The 18,580-nt window shown below is 56.8% G+C and carries 18 protein-coding genes; 9 read left to right on the top strand and 9 right to left on the bottom strand.

All coding sequences use genetic code 11. The features are described from left to right. Positions 1-27: 27 nt before the first annotated feature. The gene (locus F0319_RS00585; RefSeq protein ID WP_149366041.1) at positions 28-1,116 is read right to left on the bottom strand and encodes an oxidoreductase; all 1,089 of its coding nucleotides are present in this window, start codon (positions 1,114-1,116) and stop codon (positions 28-30) included. A 158-nt stretch (positions 1,117-1,274) separates the two neighbouring features. Between F0319_RS00585 and F0319_RS00580 the strand changes: the two genes are divergently transcribed. Genes F0319_RS00580 through F0319_RS00565 form a run of 4 tightly spaced genes read left to right on the top strand, consistent with a single transcriptional unit; the run spans position 1,275 to position 6,091 of the window. Then, positions 1,275-2,777, top strand: coding sequence for a sugar ABC transporter ATP-binding protein (locus F0319_RS00580; RefSeq protein WP_149366040.1), 1,503 nt, complete (start codon positions 1,275-1,277; stop codon positions 2,775-2,777). After that, on the top strand, positions 2,774-3,769 hold the full coding sequence (locus tag F0319_RS00575; protein ID WP_115874471.1) for an ABC transporter permease: 996 nt from the start codon (positions 2,774-2,776) through the stop codon (positions 3,767-3,769). The genes F0319_RS00580 and F0319_RS00575 overlap by 4 nt, the downstream gene beginning before the upstream one ends. A gap of 19 nt (positions 3,770-3,788) precedes the next feature. Beyond that, entirely contained in the window at positions 3,789-4,853 is a 1,065-nt protein-coding gene (locus F0319_RS00570) for a sugar ABC transporter substrate-binding protein (protein WP_048026943.1), read from the top strand. Further along, on the top strand, positions 4,850-6,091 hold the full coding sequence (locus F0319_RS00565; RefSeq protein WP_149366039.1) for an LVIVD repeat-containing protein: 1,242 nt from the start codon (positions 4,850-4,852) through the stop codon (positions 6,089-6,091). Before F0319_RS00570 ends, F0319_RS00565 begins: the two co-directional genes overlap by 4 nt. A 52-nt stretch (positions 6,092-6,143) precedes the next feature. Here F0319_RS00565 and mtnK read toward each other — a convergent pair whose 3' ends face one another. Then, positions 6,144-7,343: an S-methyl-5-thioribose kinase gene (gene mtnK, locus F0319_RS00560; protein WP_149366038.1), complete on the bottom strand. Its 1,200-nt coding sequence runs from the start codon at positions 7,341-7,343 to the stop codon at positions 6,144-6,146. 104 nt (positions 7,344-7,447) lie between these two features. Between mtnK and mtnA the strand changes: the two genes are divergently transcribed. Then, the gene (gene mtnA, locus F0319_RS00555; RefSeq protein WP_149366037.1) at positions 7,448-8,464 is read left to right on the top strand and encodes an S-methyl-5-thioribose-1-phosphate isomerase; all 1,017 of its coding nucleotides are present in this window, start codon (positions 7,448-7,450) and stop codon (positions 8,462-8,464) included. A 42-nt stretch (positions 8,465-8,506) separates the two neighbouring features. Beyond that, positions 8,507-8,977, top strand: coding sequence for an SRPBCC family protein (locus tag F0319_RS00550; RefSeq protein ID WP_111964413.1), 471 nt, complete (start codon positions 8,507-8,509; stop codon positions 8,975-8,977). Between the two features lie 53 nt (positions 8,978-9,030). On the opposite strand, the gene F0319_RS00545 is transcribed toward F0319_RS00550, so the two are convergent. The 3 genes from F0319_RS00545 to F0319_RS00535 are packed head-to-tail and all read right to left on the bottom strand — an operon-like array spanning position 9,031 to position 10,870. Continuing rightward, positions 9,031-9,573, bottom strand: coding sequence for a 1,2-dihydroxy-3-keto-5-methylthiopentene dioxygenase (locus F0319_RS00545; protein ID WP_023293046.1), 543 nt, complete (start codon positions 9,571-9,573; stop codon positions 9,031-9,033). Beyond that, on the bottom strand, positions 9,570-10,259 hold the full coding sequence (gene mtnC, locus F0319_RS00540; protein ID WP_149366036.1) for an acireductone synthase: 690 nt from the start codon (positions 10,257-10,259) through the stop codon (positions 9,570-9,572). Before mtnC ends, F0319_RS00545 begins: the two co-directional genes overlap by 4 nt. After that, a complete protein-coding gene (locus tag F0319_RS00535) occupies positions 10,256-10,870 on the bottom strand; it encodes a methylthioribulose 1-phosphate dehydratase (RefSeq protein ID WP_111964411.1) in 615 nt (204 codons plus the stop codon). Before F0319_RS00535 ends, mtnC begins: the two co-directional genes overlap by 4 nt. Before the next feature lie 122 nt (positions 10,871-10,992). Between F0319_RS00535 and F0319_RS00530 the strand changes: the two genes are divergently transcribed. Then, complete coding sequence (locus F0319_RS00530) at positions 10,993-12,153, top strand: pyridoxal phosphate-dependent aminotransferase (RefSeq protein ID WP_111964410.1); 1,161 nt, start codon at positions 10,993-10,995, stop codon at positions 12,151-12,153. Here the strand turns inward: F0319_RS00530 and F0319_RS00525 are convergent, their stop codons facing one another. The 3 genes from F0319_RS00525 to citR all read right to left on the bottom strand — a co-directional run bounded on the left by F0319_RS00525 (position 12,154) and on the right by citR (position 15,058). Beyond that, positions 12,154-12,780 (bottom strand): IbrB-like domain-containing protein, encoded by a 627-nt coding sequence (locus F0319_RS00525; RefSeq protein WP_111964409.1) that lies wholly within the window; start codon positions 12,778-12,780, stop codon positions 12,154-12,156. After that, positions 12,765-13,988, bottom strand: coding sequence for a phosphoadenosine phosphosulfate reductase (locus F0319_RS00520; RefSeq protein WP_111964408.1), 1,224 nt, complete (start codon positions 13,986-13,988; stop codon positions 12,765-12,767). The genes F0319_RS00525 and F0319_RS00520 overlap by 16 nt, the downstream gene beginning before the upstream one ends. A 170-nt stretch (positions 13,989-14,158) precedes the next feature. Further along, positions 14,159-15,058, bottom strand: coding sequence for a DNA-binding transcriptional repressor CitR (gene citR, locus F0319_RS00515; RefSeq protein ID WP_111964407.1), 900 nt, complete (start codon positions 15,056-15,058; stop codon positions 14,159-14,161). 622 nt (positions 15,059-15,680) lie between these two features. Here citR and ahpC point away from each other — a divergent pair. After that, entirely contained in the window at positions 15,681-16,244 is a 564-nt protein-coding gene (gene ahpC / locus F0319_RS00510; protein WP_014882974.1) for an alkyl hydroperoxide reductase subunit C, read from the top strand. Between the two features lie 126 nt (positions 16,245-16,370). Continuing rightward, positions 16,371-17,936 (top strand): alkyl hydroperoxide reductase subunit F, encoded by a 1,566-nt coding sequence (gene ahpF / locus F0319_RS00505; RefSeq protein ID WP_047648423.1) that lies wholly within the window; start codon positions 16,371-16,373, stop codon positions 17,934-17,936. A gap of 61 nt (positions 17,937-17,997) precedes the next feature. Here the strand turns inward: ahpF and uspG are convergent, their stop codons facing one another. After that, complete coding sequence (uspG, locus tag F0319_RS00500; RefSeq protein ID WP_023310731.1) at positions 17,998-18,426, bottom strand: universal stress protein UspG; 429 nt, start codon at positions 18,424-18,426, stop codon at positions 17,998-18,000. Positions 18,427-18,580: the final 154 nt, after the last annotated feature.

Below are 18,580 nucleotides of genomic sequence, written 5' to 3'. Positions count from 1 at the left end.
ATCATTAGGTATAGACGGTCAGGGAGATTAACGGCTGAAGTATTCCACCTTCTCAAACGCCGCGCGCAGAACGTCGGGCGTTAACGTCACCGGCAGATAATGAATTGACTCCACCGGACGCAGGGTGTGGGCAATCACCTTATCCAGCTCCTCTCGGCTGTTAATATCGACCTCCAGCGCGCGAAGCGTGGTCGGCAGGTTAAAACGCCGATACGCCGAGACCAGCTGTGCCAGCACGTCGTCCTGGCCGAGCAGGGCGCTCTGCACCAGAATGCCGTAGGCCACCTTGGTGCCGTGGAGGTATTTTTCCGTCTGCGGCAGCACGGTCAAACCGTTGTGCACCGCATGCGCCGCCGCCACGCGGGTATAGCGTTCGCCCAGACCGCCGACCATCCCGCCGCCTGCGATAATCGCATCCACCACGTCCCGGAACGCCTGCGTCTGTTCACCGCGCTGCTGGTCAGCCAGGGCTTCCTCACTGTGCTCCAGCAGCACGTCGCGGATAGCCAGCGCGCCGTTGATGCCCAGCCGCACGGTCAGCGGCAGCTTTTCAGGCTGCGGGGCGAGCACTACCGCTTCGTACCACTTCGCCAGCGTATCGCCGATGCCCGCCAGCAGGTATTCCGCGGGTGCGTTAAGGACGATCTGCGGCTCCACCAGTACCAGGAAGTTGGCGTCGTCGAAGATCTCAAAATGCAGCGCCTGACCGGCATCGTTGTACCAGACGGAGAGCGGGGTCCACGCCGCGCAGGTGGCGGCAATAGTGGGGATGCCCACGAACGGCACTCCTAAGCGGCGCGCCACGGCCTTGACGGCATCGAGCACCGTGCCGCCGCCAACGCCAATCACCACGCTGGCGTCGCTGCCGGATTCATTCACCAGATCGGTGACGTCGCGCTCGCTGCAGTGGCCTTTAAACAGCAGGTGTTTCGCCCCCGGCGCATTAAAGCTCTCCGGCAGGAAAGGGCGCGCGCCTTCGATCGCGCGCTCGCCGTAGATCCACACCGCGCGGGAAAGCTGTTCAGGGGTAAAGAAGTCATTCAGATGCGCAAGGCTTCCGGAATGAGAGAAGTAGTTCGCCGGGCCAGGCACGACGCGGATATCGGTGTTGCTCATGATGGTGTCCTTTTTGGGAAGCGCTAACCCGATGTTATGTCTGGACATCCGGATGGCTAATAATATTTCGCTTTAACTTATGCCTTTTCCGTCGTTGTCAGTCAACCGGAGCTGTGAAAAATTCGATAAATCAGAAGAGTAATGAAGGATTTACGCGGATGGTTTCCAGTCGCCTTGAAATGCGCGGTATCAGCCTGGCCTTTTCCGGCTTTCAGGCGCTGTCGCGCGTGAATTTCACCTTAGCCGGCGGCTCCGTACACGCGCTGACCGGCGCCAACGGCGCGGGAAAATCGACGCTGATGGCGGTGCTGTGCGGGACGCACGACCACTATGAGGGCGAGATCAGTATTAACAACCAGCCGGTGAGCATCCGCGAACCGCTCGATGCCAAACGGCTGGGGATCCACCTTGTGCAGCAGGAAGTGGACGTGGCCCTGATCCCGGGGTTAAGCATCGCCGAGAACATCATGCTCGACCAGCTGGCGCAGCCGGGGCATCGCTTCAGCTGGGGAGCGATCCGTCAGCAGGCGAGACAGGCGCTGGCGCAGCTGGATGTTTCTCTGGACGTACGCCGTTCCATCGACAGCTGCACGCTTGCCGAAAAGCAGCAGATTTTGCTGGCGCGGGCGCTGTCCCACCACTGCCGTTTTTTGATTCTTGATGAGCCCACCGCGCCGCTGGACGCGCACGAGAGCGAGCGCCTGTTTGCGGTAGTAAGACGCTTAAAGCAGCAGGGCATCGGCGTGGTGTTTATCTCCCACCGCATTCACGAGCTGAAGGCCATCTGCGACACCCTGACGGTGCTGCGCGACGGCAAGCTGATTGAGTCCGGACCGATGGCCGATCTTAGCGGAGAAGCGATCGTCGAGAAGATGCTCGGCCACGTGCTGAGCGATATCTATCCGCCCGCGCGGCCGCCGCACGGCGACGAAACGTTGCTGCGGGTAGAAGGTCTGCACGACGACGCGCTGCTGAAAGATATCTCCCTGCACCTGCGCAAGGGCGAAATTCTTGGTATTGCCGGGCTGGCGGGGGCGGGAAAAACCGAACTCTGTAAGGCGCTGTTTGGTGCCAGCAAAAGCCGCGTGGCGCGCGGTGAGCTGAATCAACAGCCCTGGCAGCCGCGCGATCCGGCGGACTCGGTGCTGCGCGGGCTGGCGCTGGTGCCGGAAGAGCGGCGTAAAGAGGGTATTTTTATCGACGAGCCGGTGAGCATGAACCTTGCCGTGTGCGCTGATAACAGCTTCTCGCGCTGGAGCCTGTTCGGCCATCGTCAGGCGTGGCGCTGGGCGGAGGAGGTGATCGCCCGCGTCGGCGTTCGCGCGCGCGGTCCCGGGCAGGTTTTGCGACGTCTGTCCGGCGGTAACCAGCAGAAGGTGGCTATCGGCAAGTGGCTGCGCAATGACGCGAGCGTGCTGATCTTCGACGAGCCGACCAAAGGCGTGGACGTGAAGGCCAAAACCGATCTTTTCCAGCTGATTGACGGCCTGGCGCGCGAGGGCAAAGGGGTGATTTACGCCTCCGGCGAATTTGCCGAGCTGGTCGGGCTGTGCGACCGCATCTGCGTCCTGTGGGACGGGCGCATCGTGGCGGAAATCGCCGGGACCGAGGCCCGTGAAGAGACATTACTTTATTATTCAACCGGAGGAACGGCGTCGTGAGCAAGGCCCTTTCAGTAAACGCGACGGCGTCTGGCCGTCAGCAGATTTTCGATTTTCTCTACAGGTGGGGCATGTTGCTGACCGTCGTCGCGCTGGTGGCCGTCTTTGGCCTGGCGTCGGACAGCTTCCTCGATCCGAACAACATCATCAACATTCTGCGCTCGATTGCCATCGTGACGGTGATTGCCATAGGCGTGTCGATTTCGCTGACCATCGGCGGATTCGATCTCTCCGTGGGGTCTACCGCGTCGCTGGCGAACGCGCTGGTGATTTCCCTTTTCGTCTGGCACGGCTTCGGCACCACCGAGTCGATTCTGATTACCCTCGCGCTCTGCACGCTGGTGGGACTGTTTAACGCCTTTCTGATCGTTATCCTGCGTATTCCGGACATGCTCGCGACGCTGGCCAGCCTATTTGTGATCCAGGGCGTGGCGATGACCTACAGCTACGGCGGGTCGATTACCGAAAACATGGTGCTGCCGAGCGGCGATATGGCGGAAGGGACTATTCCGGCGACGTTCAGCCTGCTGGGACAGGTGCCGACCATCGTGATCGTCATGCTGGTGGTGACCGTGCTGGCACAGCTGGGGCTGTCGCTCACCACTCACGGACGCCGGATGTACGCCATTGGCGGTAACCCGGAAGCGGCGCGTCTCTCCGGGATTCGCACCACCCGCTACAAGGTGGCGGCCTACGTGATTGCCTCCCTGCTGGCGGGCCTGGGCGGGATTTTGCTGGCCTCGCGCATCGGGTCGTCGCAGGTGAACGCAGGCGGCGGATATCTGATGGATGCGGTGGCGGCGGCGTGGATTGGCTTCTCGCTGGCCGGGTCCGGCAAGCCGAACGCGCTGGGGACCCTGGTCGGGGCGGTGATTCTCGGCGTGCTGTCGAACGGGCTGGTGATGCTCTCCGTGCCGTATTACGCCATGGACATTATAAAAGGGCTGGTGCTCGCGGTAGCGCTGGCGATTACCTACATACAAAAACGCTGACAACACAACGGGATAAAAAATGAAAAAGATTGCACTCTCTTTGGTGGCATTAGGGTTATTCACCGCTCTGCCTGGCTTCGCGGCCACGCCCGCACCGCTTCCGGCTGCCATTGCGAACCATGACGGCCCGATCCGCATAGCGGTGATCCGTAACCTCGGCTCAGACGACAACACCACGCAGTTTATTGCCGGGGCCATTCAGGAAGGGAAGAAGCTTGGCTTTAAGGTCAGCACCTTTTTAAGCAACGGCGACGACGCCAAATTCCAGGACTTCGTGAACCAGGCCATCAGCCAGAAGTACGACGGGATTATCTTGTCTCAGGGCCGCGATCCGTACTCCACCGCGCTGGTGAAGAAGGCGGTGGACGCCGGGATTAAGGTCGCGGTGTTTGATACCGCCGTCAACGGCGAGATCCCGGGCGTGACCGTTACCCAGCAAGACGATGCCTCCCTGACGAACCTCTCCTTCGGCCAGCTGGCGAAAGATTTCAACGGCAAGGCCAATATCGTCAAGCTATGGGTGGCGGGCTTCCCGCCGATGGAGCGTCGTCAGGCGGCCTATAAAGAGCTGCAAAAACAGTATCCGGACATTAAAGAGCTGGAGTCTATCGGCGCGGTCTCTTCCGACGTGCAGGGCGACACCGCCAACAAGGTGGGCGCAATCCTCGCTAAATACCCGAAAGGCAAAATCGATGCCATCTGGGGAACCTGGGACGCCTTCAGCCAGGGCGCGTATAAGGCGCTGAAAGAGAACGGCCGCACCGAGATTAAGCTCTACAGCATCGACATCTCCAACCAGGATCTGCAGCTTATGCGCGAGCCGGGCAGCCCGTGGAAGGTGAGCGTGGCGGTGGATCCGAAGCTGATTGGGGCGACCAACGTGCGTCTGGTGGCGAACAAGATTGCCGGGGAAGCGACGCCAGCGACCTACGATTTTAAGGCGGCGGCCATTCCTCAGGCGCTGCTGACCGCCCAGCCGGGCGCGGTGAACGTGGCGTCGCTGGGCAAAATCATTCCGGGCTGGGGCCAGACGGAAGATTTCATTGCGCCGTGGTTTGCGACGCTGGAAGCGAAAAATAAATGAGCGAGCTCCCTACGCCCGAATACAGCCGCAATATGCGGCTGATTGGCCATAGCGATCAGGGTGGTCGCCCGGACGGCGTGCAGCTGATGGTGCATCGCGGTTTCGCCTATATCGGCCATATGGTGTCGCAGGGCTTTTCGATTGTCGACGTGCGCGACCCGAAAAACCCGAAAGCGGCAGGCTACGTGCCCGCGCCGCCGGGCACCTGGAACGTGCATCTGCAGGCGCATGACGATCTCCTGCTGGTCATCAACGCGCGGGATCTTTTTGCCGATGCGCGTTTTGCCGACGAGAAGGTCTACTACACCCGGCAGGTGGGCGAGACCGTCAGCGACGTGCAGGACAAAGGCTGGAGCGCGGGGCTTCGCGTTTTTGATATCTCCACGCCGGACAAGCCGCGCGAAATCGGTTTTCTGTCGCTGAGCGGTATCGGCATCCACCGCATCTGGTACATCGGCGGACGCTGGGCGTACGTGTCGGCGCTGATCGACGGCTTTACCGACTACATCTTTTTGACGATCGACCTGGCCGACCCGCGTAAGCCTGAGGTGGCAGGGCGCTGGTGGCTGCCGGGCATGAACCAGGCCAAAGGTGAGAAGCCGAACTGGCCGGAAGGGAAACGCTACGCGCTGCACCATGCGATTATTGCAGGCGATACCGCGTACGGCAGCTGGCGCGACGGCGGCCTGACGCTGCTGGACGTGAAGGATCGTACCCAGCCTAAGCTCATTAGCCACCGTAACTGGAGCCCGCCGTTTGGCGGCGGCACGCACACCGCGCTGCCGCTGCCCGACCGCGATCTGCTGGTGGTGCTGGACGAAGCGGTGCTCGATAACCAGGAAGACGGTGAGAAGCTGATCTGGCTGTTTGATATCCGCGAGCCGTCGAATCCGGTAAGCATCTCGACCTTCCCGCAGCCGGATGAAACCGACTACGTGGCGAAAGGGGCGCATTTCGGGCCACACAACCTGCACGAGAACCGGCCGGGGAGCTTTGTCAGCTCAACGCTGATCTTTGCGACGTATCAGAACGCGGGCGTGCGCGCGTATGACATTTCCAATCCGTATAGACCGGTTGAAACGGGGGCGCTGGTGCCCGCAGCACCGGAGAAAATGATGGATACCCGCCCGAATCGCCCGCAGGTGATCCAGTCGTGTGACGTGTTTGTGGATGCGCAGGGAATTATCTACAGCACGGATTATAACGGCGGGCTGTCGGTGATTGAGTATTTGGGGTAAGCGCGGTTTGATGCCCTCACCCCGGCCCTCTCCCACAGGGAGAGGGAGAAAATCAACTGTACTGCCGCACCCGCGCCACCAGATCTTCCACGCTGTCGATGCGGTCGGCAATCACAATTAGCGCTTTACCGAGCGTTATCGCGTGGCGCAGGCATTCGTGTCGCATGGCCTCGTCCTGAATGGTGTCGATATCCGCGACGTGGGAAAGCCCGACGCTGCGGCGAATGAGTTCGGTGCCGCAGAAGCCGATGGCGTCATGCCAGACCTTTTTCAGGAACGCAGAGGCGTAACCCGGCGCGCCGAGCGCGGCGTCGCGCGTTTTCTCGTGTGCCAGTGCCTGGAAGCGTTCCGCGAAGGTGTTCCACAGCTCCTGAATATCGGTCAGGCGCTGCTCGCGCGCGGCGGCGGCATCGCGAATGCCCAGGTGCCCCGGCAGGCCGCAGAAGTTCAGCAGCAGGTTGCCGATGGCGGTACCGACGTCAAAGCCAATCGGGCCAAAGTAGCCAAACTCGGCGTCGATGGCCTTCAGGCTGCCGTGCGCCACAAAAATCGACCCGCTGTGAATATCGCCGTGCAGGAGCGCTTCGGCGTGCGAGAAGAAGCGGTGCTTCAGGGAGGCCACGGCTATTTTCAGCTGGGCGTCGTCGCGCAGCGCCGCGACGTCATTTTCCAGCTCGGCCGGGTAGCTGTTGCGCTCGTGGATCTGGTACGGATCGTTGAAGAACAGATCTTCGGTGATCTCGCACATCTCCGGGTTGATGAATTTCGCCACCTGCGCTTTCTTCTCGTGCGGGTGCAGGTAGAAATCGCTGGTGTGGAACAGCGCGTGCGCGAGGTATTCACCCAGCTGGCGCGCCGCCAGCGGGTAATAATTATTTTTGATCAGCTCGCCGCGCCAGATGCGATGGCTGGAGAGATCTTCCATCACCATCACCGCCAGCTCCGGATCGAAGTGGTGGATTTTCACGGTGTGCTGCGGGCTGTGCCGGTAGTGCTCGACCAGGGTTTGCGCCTCCAGGCGGGCGCGGTCCAGCGTCAGCGGCCAGGACTCGCCGACGCAGCGCACGTAGGGTAGCGCCTGCTTAACGACGATGCGGCTCACGCCCGCGCTGTCGAAAATTTTAAAGACCAGATTGAGGTTGCCGTCGCCAATCTCCTGCGCCTCTACCAGCGATGAAGGATCGTCAAGTCCGCCAAACTGCCTGGCATACTCCACGGCATCCTGAGCGGTAAAGGTACGGTATTGCGACATGGCCTGCTCCTCACGAGTTTTTAAATTAAGACATGTAGACGTCTATACATCTGGATTTCATCCTGACACAATGTGCTACAACAACGCAACAGGGAATTAACGACATGCAGACATTACAGACGACCAGCCTGCGGGTGGCGAATAATCAGCTCTTTATTCTCGACCAGCAGGCCCTCCCGCAGGAGATACGCTGGCTGGATGCCTCGACCGTAGAGGCGCTGGTTGGGCATATCCACGCCCTGCGCGTGCGCGGCGCGCCGCTGATTGGTCTCTCTGCAAGCCTGCTGCTGGCGCTGCTGGCGGAAAACGGCAAAAACCGTGACGAGCTGGCGGTTGCGCTGGAAACCCTGCGCGCGTCCCGCCCGACGGCGGGGAACCTCATGAACAATCTCGACCGCATGAAGATTGCGCTGTGGCAGGAAGAGTATGTTCCGGCGCTGGTGTCGGAAGCGCTGCGCCTGATTGATGAAGATAAACGACTCTGTGATGCCATTGCGAAAGCGGGCAGCGCGCTGGTGAAGCCCGGCAGCCGCCTGCTGACCCACTGCAACACCGGCGGACTGGCAACGGCGGGGGTCGGTACGGCGCTTGGGGTCATTGCTCGCGCGCACCGGGAAGGCAACGTCAGCAACGTCTGGGTCGATGAAACCCGCCCGCTGCTGCAGGGCGGTAGATTGACCGCGTGGGAGCTTGGCGAGCTGGGCGTGCCGTATCAGCTGATTACCGATTCCATGGCCGCCAGCCTGATGGCGAAAGGGCAGGTAGACGCCGTGTGGGTGGGCGCAGACCGCATTGCGGCTAACGGCGACGTGGCGAACAAAATCGGCACCTACTCCCTGGCGGTGCTGGCAAAATTCCACGGCATTCCGTTCTATGTGGCCGCGCCGCAAACGACCCTCGACCCTGAATGCCCGAACGGCGACGCGATCCCGATTGAGCAGCGTGCCGCCAGCGAGGTGACGGGCGTCGCCGGAAGCTTTGGCGCGGTTCAGTGGGCGCCGGAAAACGCGCAGGTCTACAACCCGGCGTTTGACGTTACGCCAGCCTCGCTGATTAGCGGCTGGGTGCTGGATACGGGCGTGGTCACGCCGGAAGAGGTTGCGGAAGGGAAATTTGCCTGAGTCCGGCTATCCTTTAAGGGGCTCCCTTAAGAGGACAACATCGTGACGCTCGATCCTGAAACTGACTTAAAACTGGAGCGCGTGGTGGATGCACCGCGCGACCTGCTTTGGCTCTGCTGGACTAGGCCGGAACACATCAAAAACTTCTTCATTCCTGCTCCCCATAAGGTGACCGAATGCGATCTCGACCTGCGCGTGGGCGGGCGGTTCAACACCGTATTTGAGGTGGACGGTCAGCGGATGGATAACCGGGGCGTCTTCCTGGAAATCGATCCCGGTAAAAAGCTGGTCTTTACCGACGGCTATACCGAAGGCTGGAAACCGGCCGAGAAGCCGTTTATGACGGCGATTTTATTGCTGGAAGATGTCGGGGAGGGGAAGACCCGCTATACGGCGATTGCGCGTCATCCGACGAAGGAGATCCGCGAGCAGCATGAACAGATGGGCTTCCACGAAGGATGGGGGATTGTGCTGGATCAGCTGGTGGGATATGTGAAGGGATTGAAGGTGTAACGCGCGCGGATGCCCTCACTCCTACCCTCTCCCACAGGGAGAGGGAGAAAAGATCATGCCAGGCGTGGATACGCATCCGCGATGGCATCACCGGTAAACTGGGCCACCCAGCCTTCCGGGTTATCGAAAATACGAATGGCGGTAAAGTTCGGCTCTGAGCCCATATCAAACCAGTGCGGCGTGCCCGCGGGGACGGAGATCAGGTCGTTTTTCTCGCACAGCACCTGATACACCTCATCGCCAATGTGCAGGCAGAACAGCCCCGCGCCTTCCACGAAAAAGCGTACCTCGTCTTCGCCGTGGGTGTGTTCGTTCAGGAACTTCGCGCGTAGCGCATCTTTCTGCGGATTGTCGGCGCGCAGGCTGATCACGTCCCAGCTCTGGTAACCCTTCTCTGCCACCAGTTTGTCGATCGCATGTTGATACGCCTCGATCACTGCTTCAGGCGCGGGATCGTGTCCTAAATCGCGATCCGCAGCCCAGCGTTCAAACCGAACGCCTTTCGCGTTGAGCTGTTGGGCAATCTCGGCGGCGTCGGTACTGTGCCACTGGTGTTGACTGGCGTCTTTGTCGGAATAAATGGTCAATGCGCTCATGAAGGGATCTGCTCCGGGTTAATCTCGTCAAACTGGTGGACCTGATGGTGGTGGCTTGCGCCGTCATCATCACCGCGAATCAGCTGCAGGGTACGAAAACCTGCCTGTTCAGCCGCATCCAGCTCCTGATGAATATCGGACAGGAACAGGATCTGCGACGGGGCAATGCCCGTTTGCGCCGCGATGTTCTGATAAGACTGCACCTCGCGCTTGGCGCCGATGTGGGTATCAAAATAGCCGCTGAACAGATGAGTAATATCACCTTCGTCGCTGTAGCCAAATAACAGTTTCTGCGCGGCGACGGAGCCAGAGGAATAAACATAGAGATCAATCCCTTGCGCTTTCCACTTTTCCAGTGCAGGCAGCACGTCGGGGTAGAGGTGTCCGGTAAAATCGCCGTTAACGTAGCCGTCGTGCCAGATGATCCCCTGCAGGGCTTTGAGCGCGGTCGATTTGCGGTCTTCGTCCATAAAGGCAAACAGAGCGTCGATAAGTTCGCCGACGCTGGCGTGCGGGTTATCGATTTCATCACGCAGGTTGTCCAGAATGGATTTGACCGGCTCGGCGTACTGCTGCGCGGTCACGAAGGCCGCCAGCCGCTCACGCGCGTAGGGGAACAAAACGTTATGGACAAAACGAATATCGCTGGTGGTCCCTTCAATATCCGTCACAATCGCGCGAATCATATTCTCTCCAGTTGTCGTAAACGCATTTCGCATTCAAATAAGAATTCTAGCCCTTCCAGATGACGGCGGGCCTCGGCCACGTCGCGTCCCCAGCAGGTTAAGCCATGACCGCGCAGAAGAAAACCATAATTAAGCGGGCGTTCCTCTGCGTAATGGGCGATTCGGGAGGCGAGGGCGTCGATATCCTGGTCGTTATCAAAGATCGGGATAGCCACCGTGTCCATATGCGTGGTCTGCCCGGTGAGGGATTTTTGCATCTCAAAGCCGCTGATGTTGAGCTCGGCTTCTTTGACCAGACGGGACAGCACCGTGGCGTTAACCGTGTGAACGTGAAGGACGGCGTTGGCGTCAGGGAACAGGCGATAGATGAGGGTATGCAGCCCGGTCTCCGCCGACGGTTTACGACCGGACGGGGCGCGATTGGTGGCAATCTCGACCTGGAGGAAGTCATCGGTGGTGAGGCTGCCTTTGTCCTTTCCGGATTCGCTGAGCCAGCACAGATGTTCGTCCTGACGCACCGACATGTTGCCGCCGGTGGCGGGGGCCCAGCCTTTGGCACCAATCCAGCGGCAGGCGTCGACCAGATGCGTGAGTTGCAGGTTATCTCTCATTTCCTTTTACCCTCTCGGCCAGGAATATTCATATGGTTTAGACGTCTAAGCGTCTTGATTGCCAAAGACTAACATCGTGTTATAGTGGCAGCAACATAAGTATTACAGGCAGGCACGACACAATGAGCAATAACGCATTGATTCCGCAGAGTAAACTTCCCAATCTCGGTACCACCATCTTTACGCAGATGAGCGCTCTGGCACAAAAGCACAACGCCATTAACCTTTCTCAGGGGTTCCCGGATTTCGATGGCCCGACGTATCTGCAGGAGCGTCTCGCGTACCACGTGGCGCAGGGGGCAAATCAGTATGCACCGATGACGGGCGTGCAGGCGCTGCGGGAAGCCATTGCGGATAAAACGGCGGAGCTGTATGGCTATAAGCCCGATGCGAACAGCGACATTACGGTGACGGCAGGGGCGACCGAAGCGCTGTATGCCGCCATCACCGCGCTGGTGCGTACGGGCGATGAAGTCATCTGCTTTGATCCGAGCTACGACAGCTATGCGCCTGCGGTTGAACTCTCCGGCGGCGTGGTGAAACGCGTGGCGCTCCAGCCGCCGCATTTCCGCCCTGACTGGCAGGCGTTTGCTGCGCTGCTGAGCGACAAAACCCGCCTGGTGATCCTGAATACCCCGCACAATCCGTCGGCGACGGTGTGGCAGAAAGCCGATTTCGCCGCGCTGTGGCAGGCAATTGCGGAACGCGAAATTTACGTGCTGAGCGATGAGGTCTATGAGCACATTTGCTTTGCTGAAGAGGGACACGCCAGCGTGCTGGCCCATCCGCAGCTTCGCGAGCGTGCTATCGCCGTCTCTTCGTTTGGTAAGACCTACCATATGACCGGCTGGAAAGTGGGCTACTGCGTCGCACCGGCGGCTATCAGCGCTGAGCTGCGCAAGGTGCACCAGTACCTGACCTTTGCCGTGAACACGCCGGCCCAGCTGGCGCTGGCGGATATGCTGCGCGCTGAGCCCGGACATTACCGCGAGCTGCCGCACTTCTATCGTGAACGTCGGGATCTGTTTGTGACGGCATTAAGCAAAAGCCGTCTGGAAATTTTGCCCTCAGAAGGGACCTATTTCCTGCTCGCCGACTACAGCGCGATATCGGAGCTGGACGACGTGAGTTTCTGCCAGTGGCTGACGAAAGAGGTCGGCGTGGCCGCAATTCCGCTGTCGGTGTTCTGCGCCGATCCCTTCCCGCATAAGCTGATCCGTCTTTGCTTTGCGAAGCAGGAATCGACGCTGCTGGCGGCGGCAGAGCGCCTGAACACGCTCTGATTATTTCACCGTCCAGGCTTCTGAGTAACGGCGGTCTGCAAACAGCTCCAGCAGGCCGTTGATTTGCTTGAGGCGCAAGACTTCATCGCTGTCCATGCCCAGCTCTTTGCCTATTCTCTCATCATTCCAGCCAAGCAGCGCCAGCTCGCGAACGATTTCCGACATGGCGTTAATCTGGTGTCGACCCCGCGCCCGATTGTGGCGAATGGTTGCGGCCATACGGTTATGTTTATCCTGCCGATCCCGACGCAGGCAGGTGACGGGGAGATAACCCTTAAGCTGACGCTTCAACGCCGCCCGATTTTTACCGATTTCATGGCGATGAAAACCATCCACGATTTCGTAGTGTTGCGGTTCACTTTCTGTCACAACGATAGGTTGGGTGAATCCATCGAGTTCCAGCGACTTACTGAGCAGTCGTTTTTCTGGTGGAGCAACGTTATTGGGGTTGTAATCGTTAGCGGTAATAGCGTCCTGTCTTATCCAGAGGACGCAGTCTATCGGTTGCTCGCGAAACGGACTGTGTTTATGGATCGCCTCACGAAAAGCATTTATTGCGTTAATGCGGTCCTCTTCTGAAAGTGACTGAAGGTACGTTTCCATCTCGGTGATTAGTCTTTGTCGCATAATATGCCCCACTCCTTGCGTTTAGCCTTCATTCTGTCGCTGTAGCGCTGATAATGTTTGGGTTTATTCGGGCTGAACGATAGCGCCCTGCACCAGTAGTCGTTATTCAGGAGAACCTTGCAAATACGGCGCCATGAGGGAATGTCTTTGGCTCCGATATCACCGTCCTGGGTATCGGGAATATCCTTCATGCCTCTCTTCTGATACCAGTGCAGATAAATGGCGATTTTATTGCGGTAATGCTCAGCCGTATTTTGCGGCATGCTTTCGAGGAGCAACATGGCATATTCGCGCCAGCAGAGGTGTTCGGGTTTCAAAATTTTTCGGTGACCATAAAAATGATTATCGTGTCCGGCGTACATTCCTCCGCTGCGCGCACCGCTCACGCGCTCGCACATGGCCGCCCAGCGATCGGGCTCAACAACGTGGTAGAGCCATAGTCCCTGGCGCTGTTCCGGGCCAAAGGGTTCACAAATACGCATGTAGCGTAGCGGCACGCCAGCCTGAAACATCAGGTCATAAAGTGGGTTATAGCAACAACCTGATTTGGCGAACCAGGTCCATATATCGGCGGTTTTCCAGTCGTAGAGAGGATAGATATACCAGGCATGTCCTCCCGGTGCGACGGTAGTCCAGGGTTTATCGTCGGCAAACCGCTGCTTACGCGCCGATGCAATAGCCAGGAAACGGTTGTAAGACTCATCGGCGCGGATGCCAATCAGTACCGCCGCCGGGCGATTGCGAGAGAACCAGTCGCAGAAACTGCGGACAAAGGTTTCAAACGTCATTCCAGGCTGGTAAAAAGGAAAAAAAGCGGGATCGGTTATCGCATCGCCGGGAGGCTGGCGGACCCATTGGGTGCCGGGTTCCCAGCATTGCCATTCCGGCTGGAATTGCGACAGTGAATTTTGCGTTGTCAGGGGAAGCGCGACCCACCAGAAATGGTTAATGACATCGCTGTACAATTCACGCATATGTTGCACATGGTTAATGGTATGGGAAAACTGCGCCTCCCAGTCAATAAAGAGCACATCTATTTTGACTTTCATCTGTCGCGCCTGTTGGGCAACCAGATGCAGCATGACGGTGGAGTCTTTTCCACCTGAAAAAGAAACACAGGTTCTGGGAAAATTTTCGAGAGTCCATTTTATTCGTTCCCGAGCAGCAGTAAGAACATCCTGGTTTAAAGGGTATTTATAAATTGACATGTTTATTCTCATCCTGAGGAATAAATACCAGACTGTAGCGTCAAAACCAAAGAGAGGATTATATCAGTCAACAATTAAATGGATATATGACGGTCATGTCGCGTAGTTCTATAACGGTGGTGTATGTTTTGCAGTATGTTTCCCATTTGGTGCGAAAACTACATCAATATTCACGGTGATGATATTTCTCCAATAAAACTGGCGAATGCCGAGCTATTGAGTGCAGAACGATTATACATCATGTAAATATCAATGCTGGGGAAATGAATGTCTGTTTCCACTTTGCGCAGATTGAGGGCGGGCCCATATTGTTCGAAGGCCGACGTGGGTACTAAACCTATGAGATCGGATGAACCGATCATCGACAGAAGGGATATAAAAGAGTCGCTACGATAGACGATATTTCTTTCGAATAACAGGTTATCGGCCTTGTTCTGATAGCCTTTGAAGCTGTTCTCACCGTTCAGGCAGGCGGTGAAGTTTTCATTCAGAATTTCTTCACGTGTAGGATTTTCACCGAGACGGGGGTGACCCTCCCGACAAACGAGAACGAAAGGAAGTTTATGGTAGAGGCTACAGGCGACAGAATGACTGTTAGAAGAGGAATACGAGAATATCAAGTCCGCCCTTCTGTAGGCCAGGAGATCTTCCGCTGAATCAGGAGAAAGAAAAACATCATGTAATTCAATCGAATAGTTATGGTTATTCATGAGCAGTTTTATAGGATCAAGGGTTGCTTTCGTACTCATAAACTGCGGGCAATAAATGACAAAATTCTTCTTCAACCCGCTGCTGTGCATGATATTGATAGTCTGCTCTAGCTGGTTCAGGTTCTGTTCCAGATGATAATGCAAATTGACGCCGACGGTCGTGGGCGTGATCCCTTTTCCGGAACGGATAAACAGAGGATCGTTAAGTTGTCCTCTCAGGCGTTGCAGTGACTGGCTCACGGCAGAGGGCGTGATATACAGCGTCTCGGCGGCTTTACTGATACTAAGGTGTTGGTAAATACACTCAAAAATGACTAACAGATTAAGATCGAATTTTTTAAGGTCATAGAGGTTTGCCATGTTTCGTCCTGAGATGCTGCGTTTGCTTTGGTTATCATATAACTGATAACAATAGTTTGAAGCTAATCATTAACAATCCGTTCGGTTAACTTTCGTAGTTTTAAATTAAAATCATCTTAATATATCACGGTGCCAGATTATTGAAATAGCGCTTCGAAGACGATTAGGATAATTTTATCCTCGAGTAGGGAGTAAACGTATTAAATGACAATTGTCACTTATATATTGTGATGGTTTTATAATAAAAATAAATTTATAACGCTCCGCAATGATGTTCGACATAGCCTATCACAGCCATAGGCAGGAATGCCTCTCTTATGGATTGCTCAATCCCTGCGCGGGTGGTGTAATCAAACGGCTGTTACCGCCTTGATATAAAGGGTTGTAGAGCGCAACGCAACGCCAGTTTCGGCTGGCACTGAATGTACCTGCGGGGAATTCAGGTATCAGGGCCGCCCGTTGAGGCGGCCTTTTTACTTTCAGGCTTTCCTGTAAAAGGTTCACCTTGTTGTCTTGTCGACGTTGTAAGGTTTGGCTGATTGATTTGATAAAGCATACGCATTAGCCCCGATGAATAAAGTTGGTTACCTTACATCTCAACGAAAACACGGAGGAAGTACAGATGTCTTTGATTAATACCAAAATTAAACCTTTCAAAAACCAGGCGTTCAAAAACGGTGAGTTCATCGAAGTTACCGAGAAAGATACCGAAGGCCGCTGGAGCGTCTTCTTCTTCTATCCGGCTGACTTTACCTTCGTTTGCCCGACTGAACTGGGCGACGTGGCAGACCATTACGAAGAACTGCAGAAGCTGGGCGTAGACGTTTACTCTGTCTCTACCGATACCCACTTCACCCACAAAGCATGGCACAGCAGCTCTGAAACCATCGCCAAAATCAAATACGCGATGATCGGCGACCCGACTGGCGCCCTGACCCGTAACTTCGACAACATGCGTGAAGATGAAGGCCTGGCTGACCGCGCCACCTTCGTTGTTGACCCGCAGGGCATTATCCAGGCTATCGAAGTTACCGCTGAAGGTATCGGCCGTGATGCTTCTGACCTGCTGCGTAAAGTGAAAGCCGCTCAGTACGTGGCTTCTCACCCAGGCGAAGTGTGCCCGGCAAAATGGAAAGAAGGCGAAGCAACGCTGGCTCCATCCTTAGATCTGGTTGGTAAAATCTAAGTTTTGCCCATTCAGTAATCAATGGGCGCACCGCGCCCATTTCATTCCAGCACCATGATGCAAGTTGCATTCAGGCCGCCCGTATAAGGCAGCTTGCATGATGACGTCTTAAGAGAGGGAAGAACAATGCTCGACACAAACATGAAAACCCAGCTCAAGGCCTACCTTGAGAAACTGACCAAACCCGTTGAGCTGATTGCTACGCTTGACGACAGCGCCAAATCGGCAGAGATCAAGGAACTGCTGGCGGAGATCGCCGAGCTGTCGCCGAAAGTGACCTTCAAAGAAGACAACGCGCTGCCGGTCCGTAAGCCCTCTTTCCTGATTACCAACCCAGGGTCCGATCGAGGACCACGCTTTGCCGGTTCTCCGCTGGGTCACGAGTTTACCTCACTGGTGCTGGCGCTGTTGTGGACCGGTGGTCATCCGTCAAAAGAAGCGCAGGCGCTTCTGGAGCAAATCCGCGATATCGACGGTGATTTCGAGTTTGAAACCTACTACTCGCTCTCCTGCCACAACTGCCCGGACGTGGTGCAGGCGCTGAACCTGATGTCGGTCCTGAACCCGCGCATCAAGCACACGGCGATTGATGGCGGTACCTTCCAGAATGAAATCACCGATCGCAACGTGATGGGCGTTCCGGCGGTCTACATGAACGGCAAAGAGTTCGGCCAGGGCCGCATGACGCTGACTGAAATCGTTGCCAAAGTGGATACCGGTGCTGAAAAACGTGCGGCGGAAGAGCTGAACAAACGCGATGCCTACGACGTGCTGATCGTCGGTTCCGGCCCTGCCGGCGCGGCAGCAGCGGTGTACTCCGCGCGTAAAGGTATTCGTACCGGCCTGATGGGCGAACGCTTTGGCGGCCAGGTGCTCGATACCGTGGACATCGAAAACTACATCTCCGTGCCGAAGACCGAAGGCCAGAAGCTGGCGGGGGCGCTGAAGGCGCACGTCAGCGACTATGACGTGGACGTGATCGACAGCCAGAGCGCCAGCAAGCTGGTTCCAGCAGCGGTCGAGGGTGGCTTACACCAGATTGAAACCGCTTCCGGCGCGGTGCTGAAAGCCCGCAGCATTATCATTGCCACCGGTGCGAAATGGCGCAACATGAACGTCCCGGGTGAAGATCAGTATCGCACCAAAGGCGTGACCTACTGTCCGCACTGCGACGGTCCACTCTTCAAAGGTAAACGCGTGGCGGTGATCGGCGGCGGTAACTCCGGCGTGGAAGCGGCCATTGACCTGGCGGGGATTGTTGAACACGTAACCCTTCTGGAGTTTGCTCCGGAGATGAAAGCCGACCAGGTTCTGCAGGATAAAGTTCGCAGCCTGAAAAACGTCGACATCGTACTGAACGCGCAGACGACGGAAGTGAAGGGCGACGGCAGCAAAGTGACCGGTCTGGAATATCGCGACCGCGTGAGCGGCGACGTGCACAGCGTTCAGCTGTCAGGGATCTTTGTGCAGATTGGTCTGCTGCCAAACACCACCTGGCTGGAAGGCGCGATTGAGCGCAACCGCATGGGCGAAATCATCATTGATGCGAAGTGTGAAACCAGCGTGAAAGGCGTGTTTGCGGCGGGCGACTGCACCACCGTGCCGTACAAACAGATCATTATCGCCACGGGCGAAGGGGCGAAGGCGTCTCTGAGTTCATTTGACTATCTGATTCGCACCAAAACCGCATAAGAAAAGAAAGTAAGGCTACACCTGCAATAGCGAGAGGCCACCGAAAGGTGGCCTCTTTTTTTTATCTGACGACCATCACCGGTATATGGGTATGGCGGATGACGCTGGAGGCGTTAGAGCCCAGCAGATGCGTGGTAATGGAAGGGTTGCGCGAACCGATGACCACCACGTCTGCCTTCAGTTCGTTCGCCAGTTCGTTTACCGCATCGCGAACGCTGCCGAATCTGACGTGCGTTTTGATTCGTGAAGGGTCGATGCTGAAGTGGCTGACCATGGTTTGCAGGCGAGTTTCCGCTTCATGCTGCAAATGCTCCTCGAAGCGGCGTACATCGGCGGCAAAGCGGTGCAGGCTCAGGCTGGCGGAACCCGGCAGTACGTGTAAAAGATGGATAACACCGTCCTGCTGCGCCAGGAACTCCGCATGGCGAACGGCCTTGTCGCTCAGCTCCATCTCAAAAACATCAACCGGCATAATGATTCTCTGATACATACCCGTTTCTCCTTGTTTATAAACGCTGAACTCATTTAACCATAAAATATTAATGGTTTCTGTAAGCGCTCCGTCAGTTTTCTTATCTCACCAGGATAAATCTCAAAAGCCCCGTATTCCAGGGCAGACCTTCAGGGGTAGCTACCCTTATACA

Origin of the sequence: Enterobacter vonholyi (assembly GCF_008364555.1) — a bacterium.
Taxonomy (GTDB): domain Bacteria; phylum Pseudomonadota; class Gammaproteobacteria; order Enterobacterales; family Enterobacteriaceae; genus Enterobacter; species Enterobacter vonholyi.
Note: the sequence above shows the minus strand (reverse complement) of the source record. Positions and strands in the feature narration are given on the sequence as shown.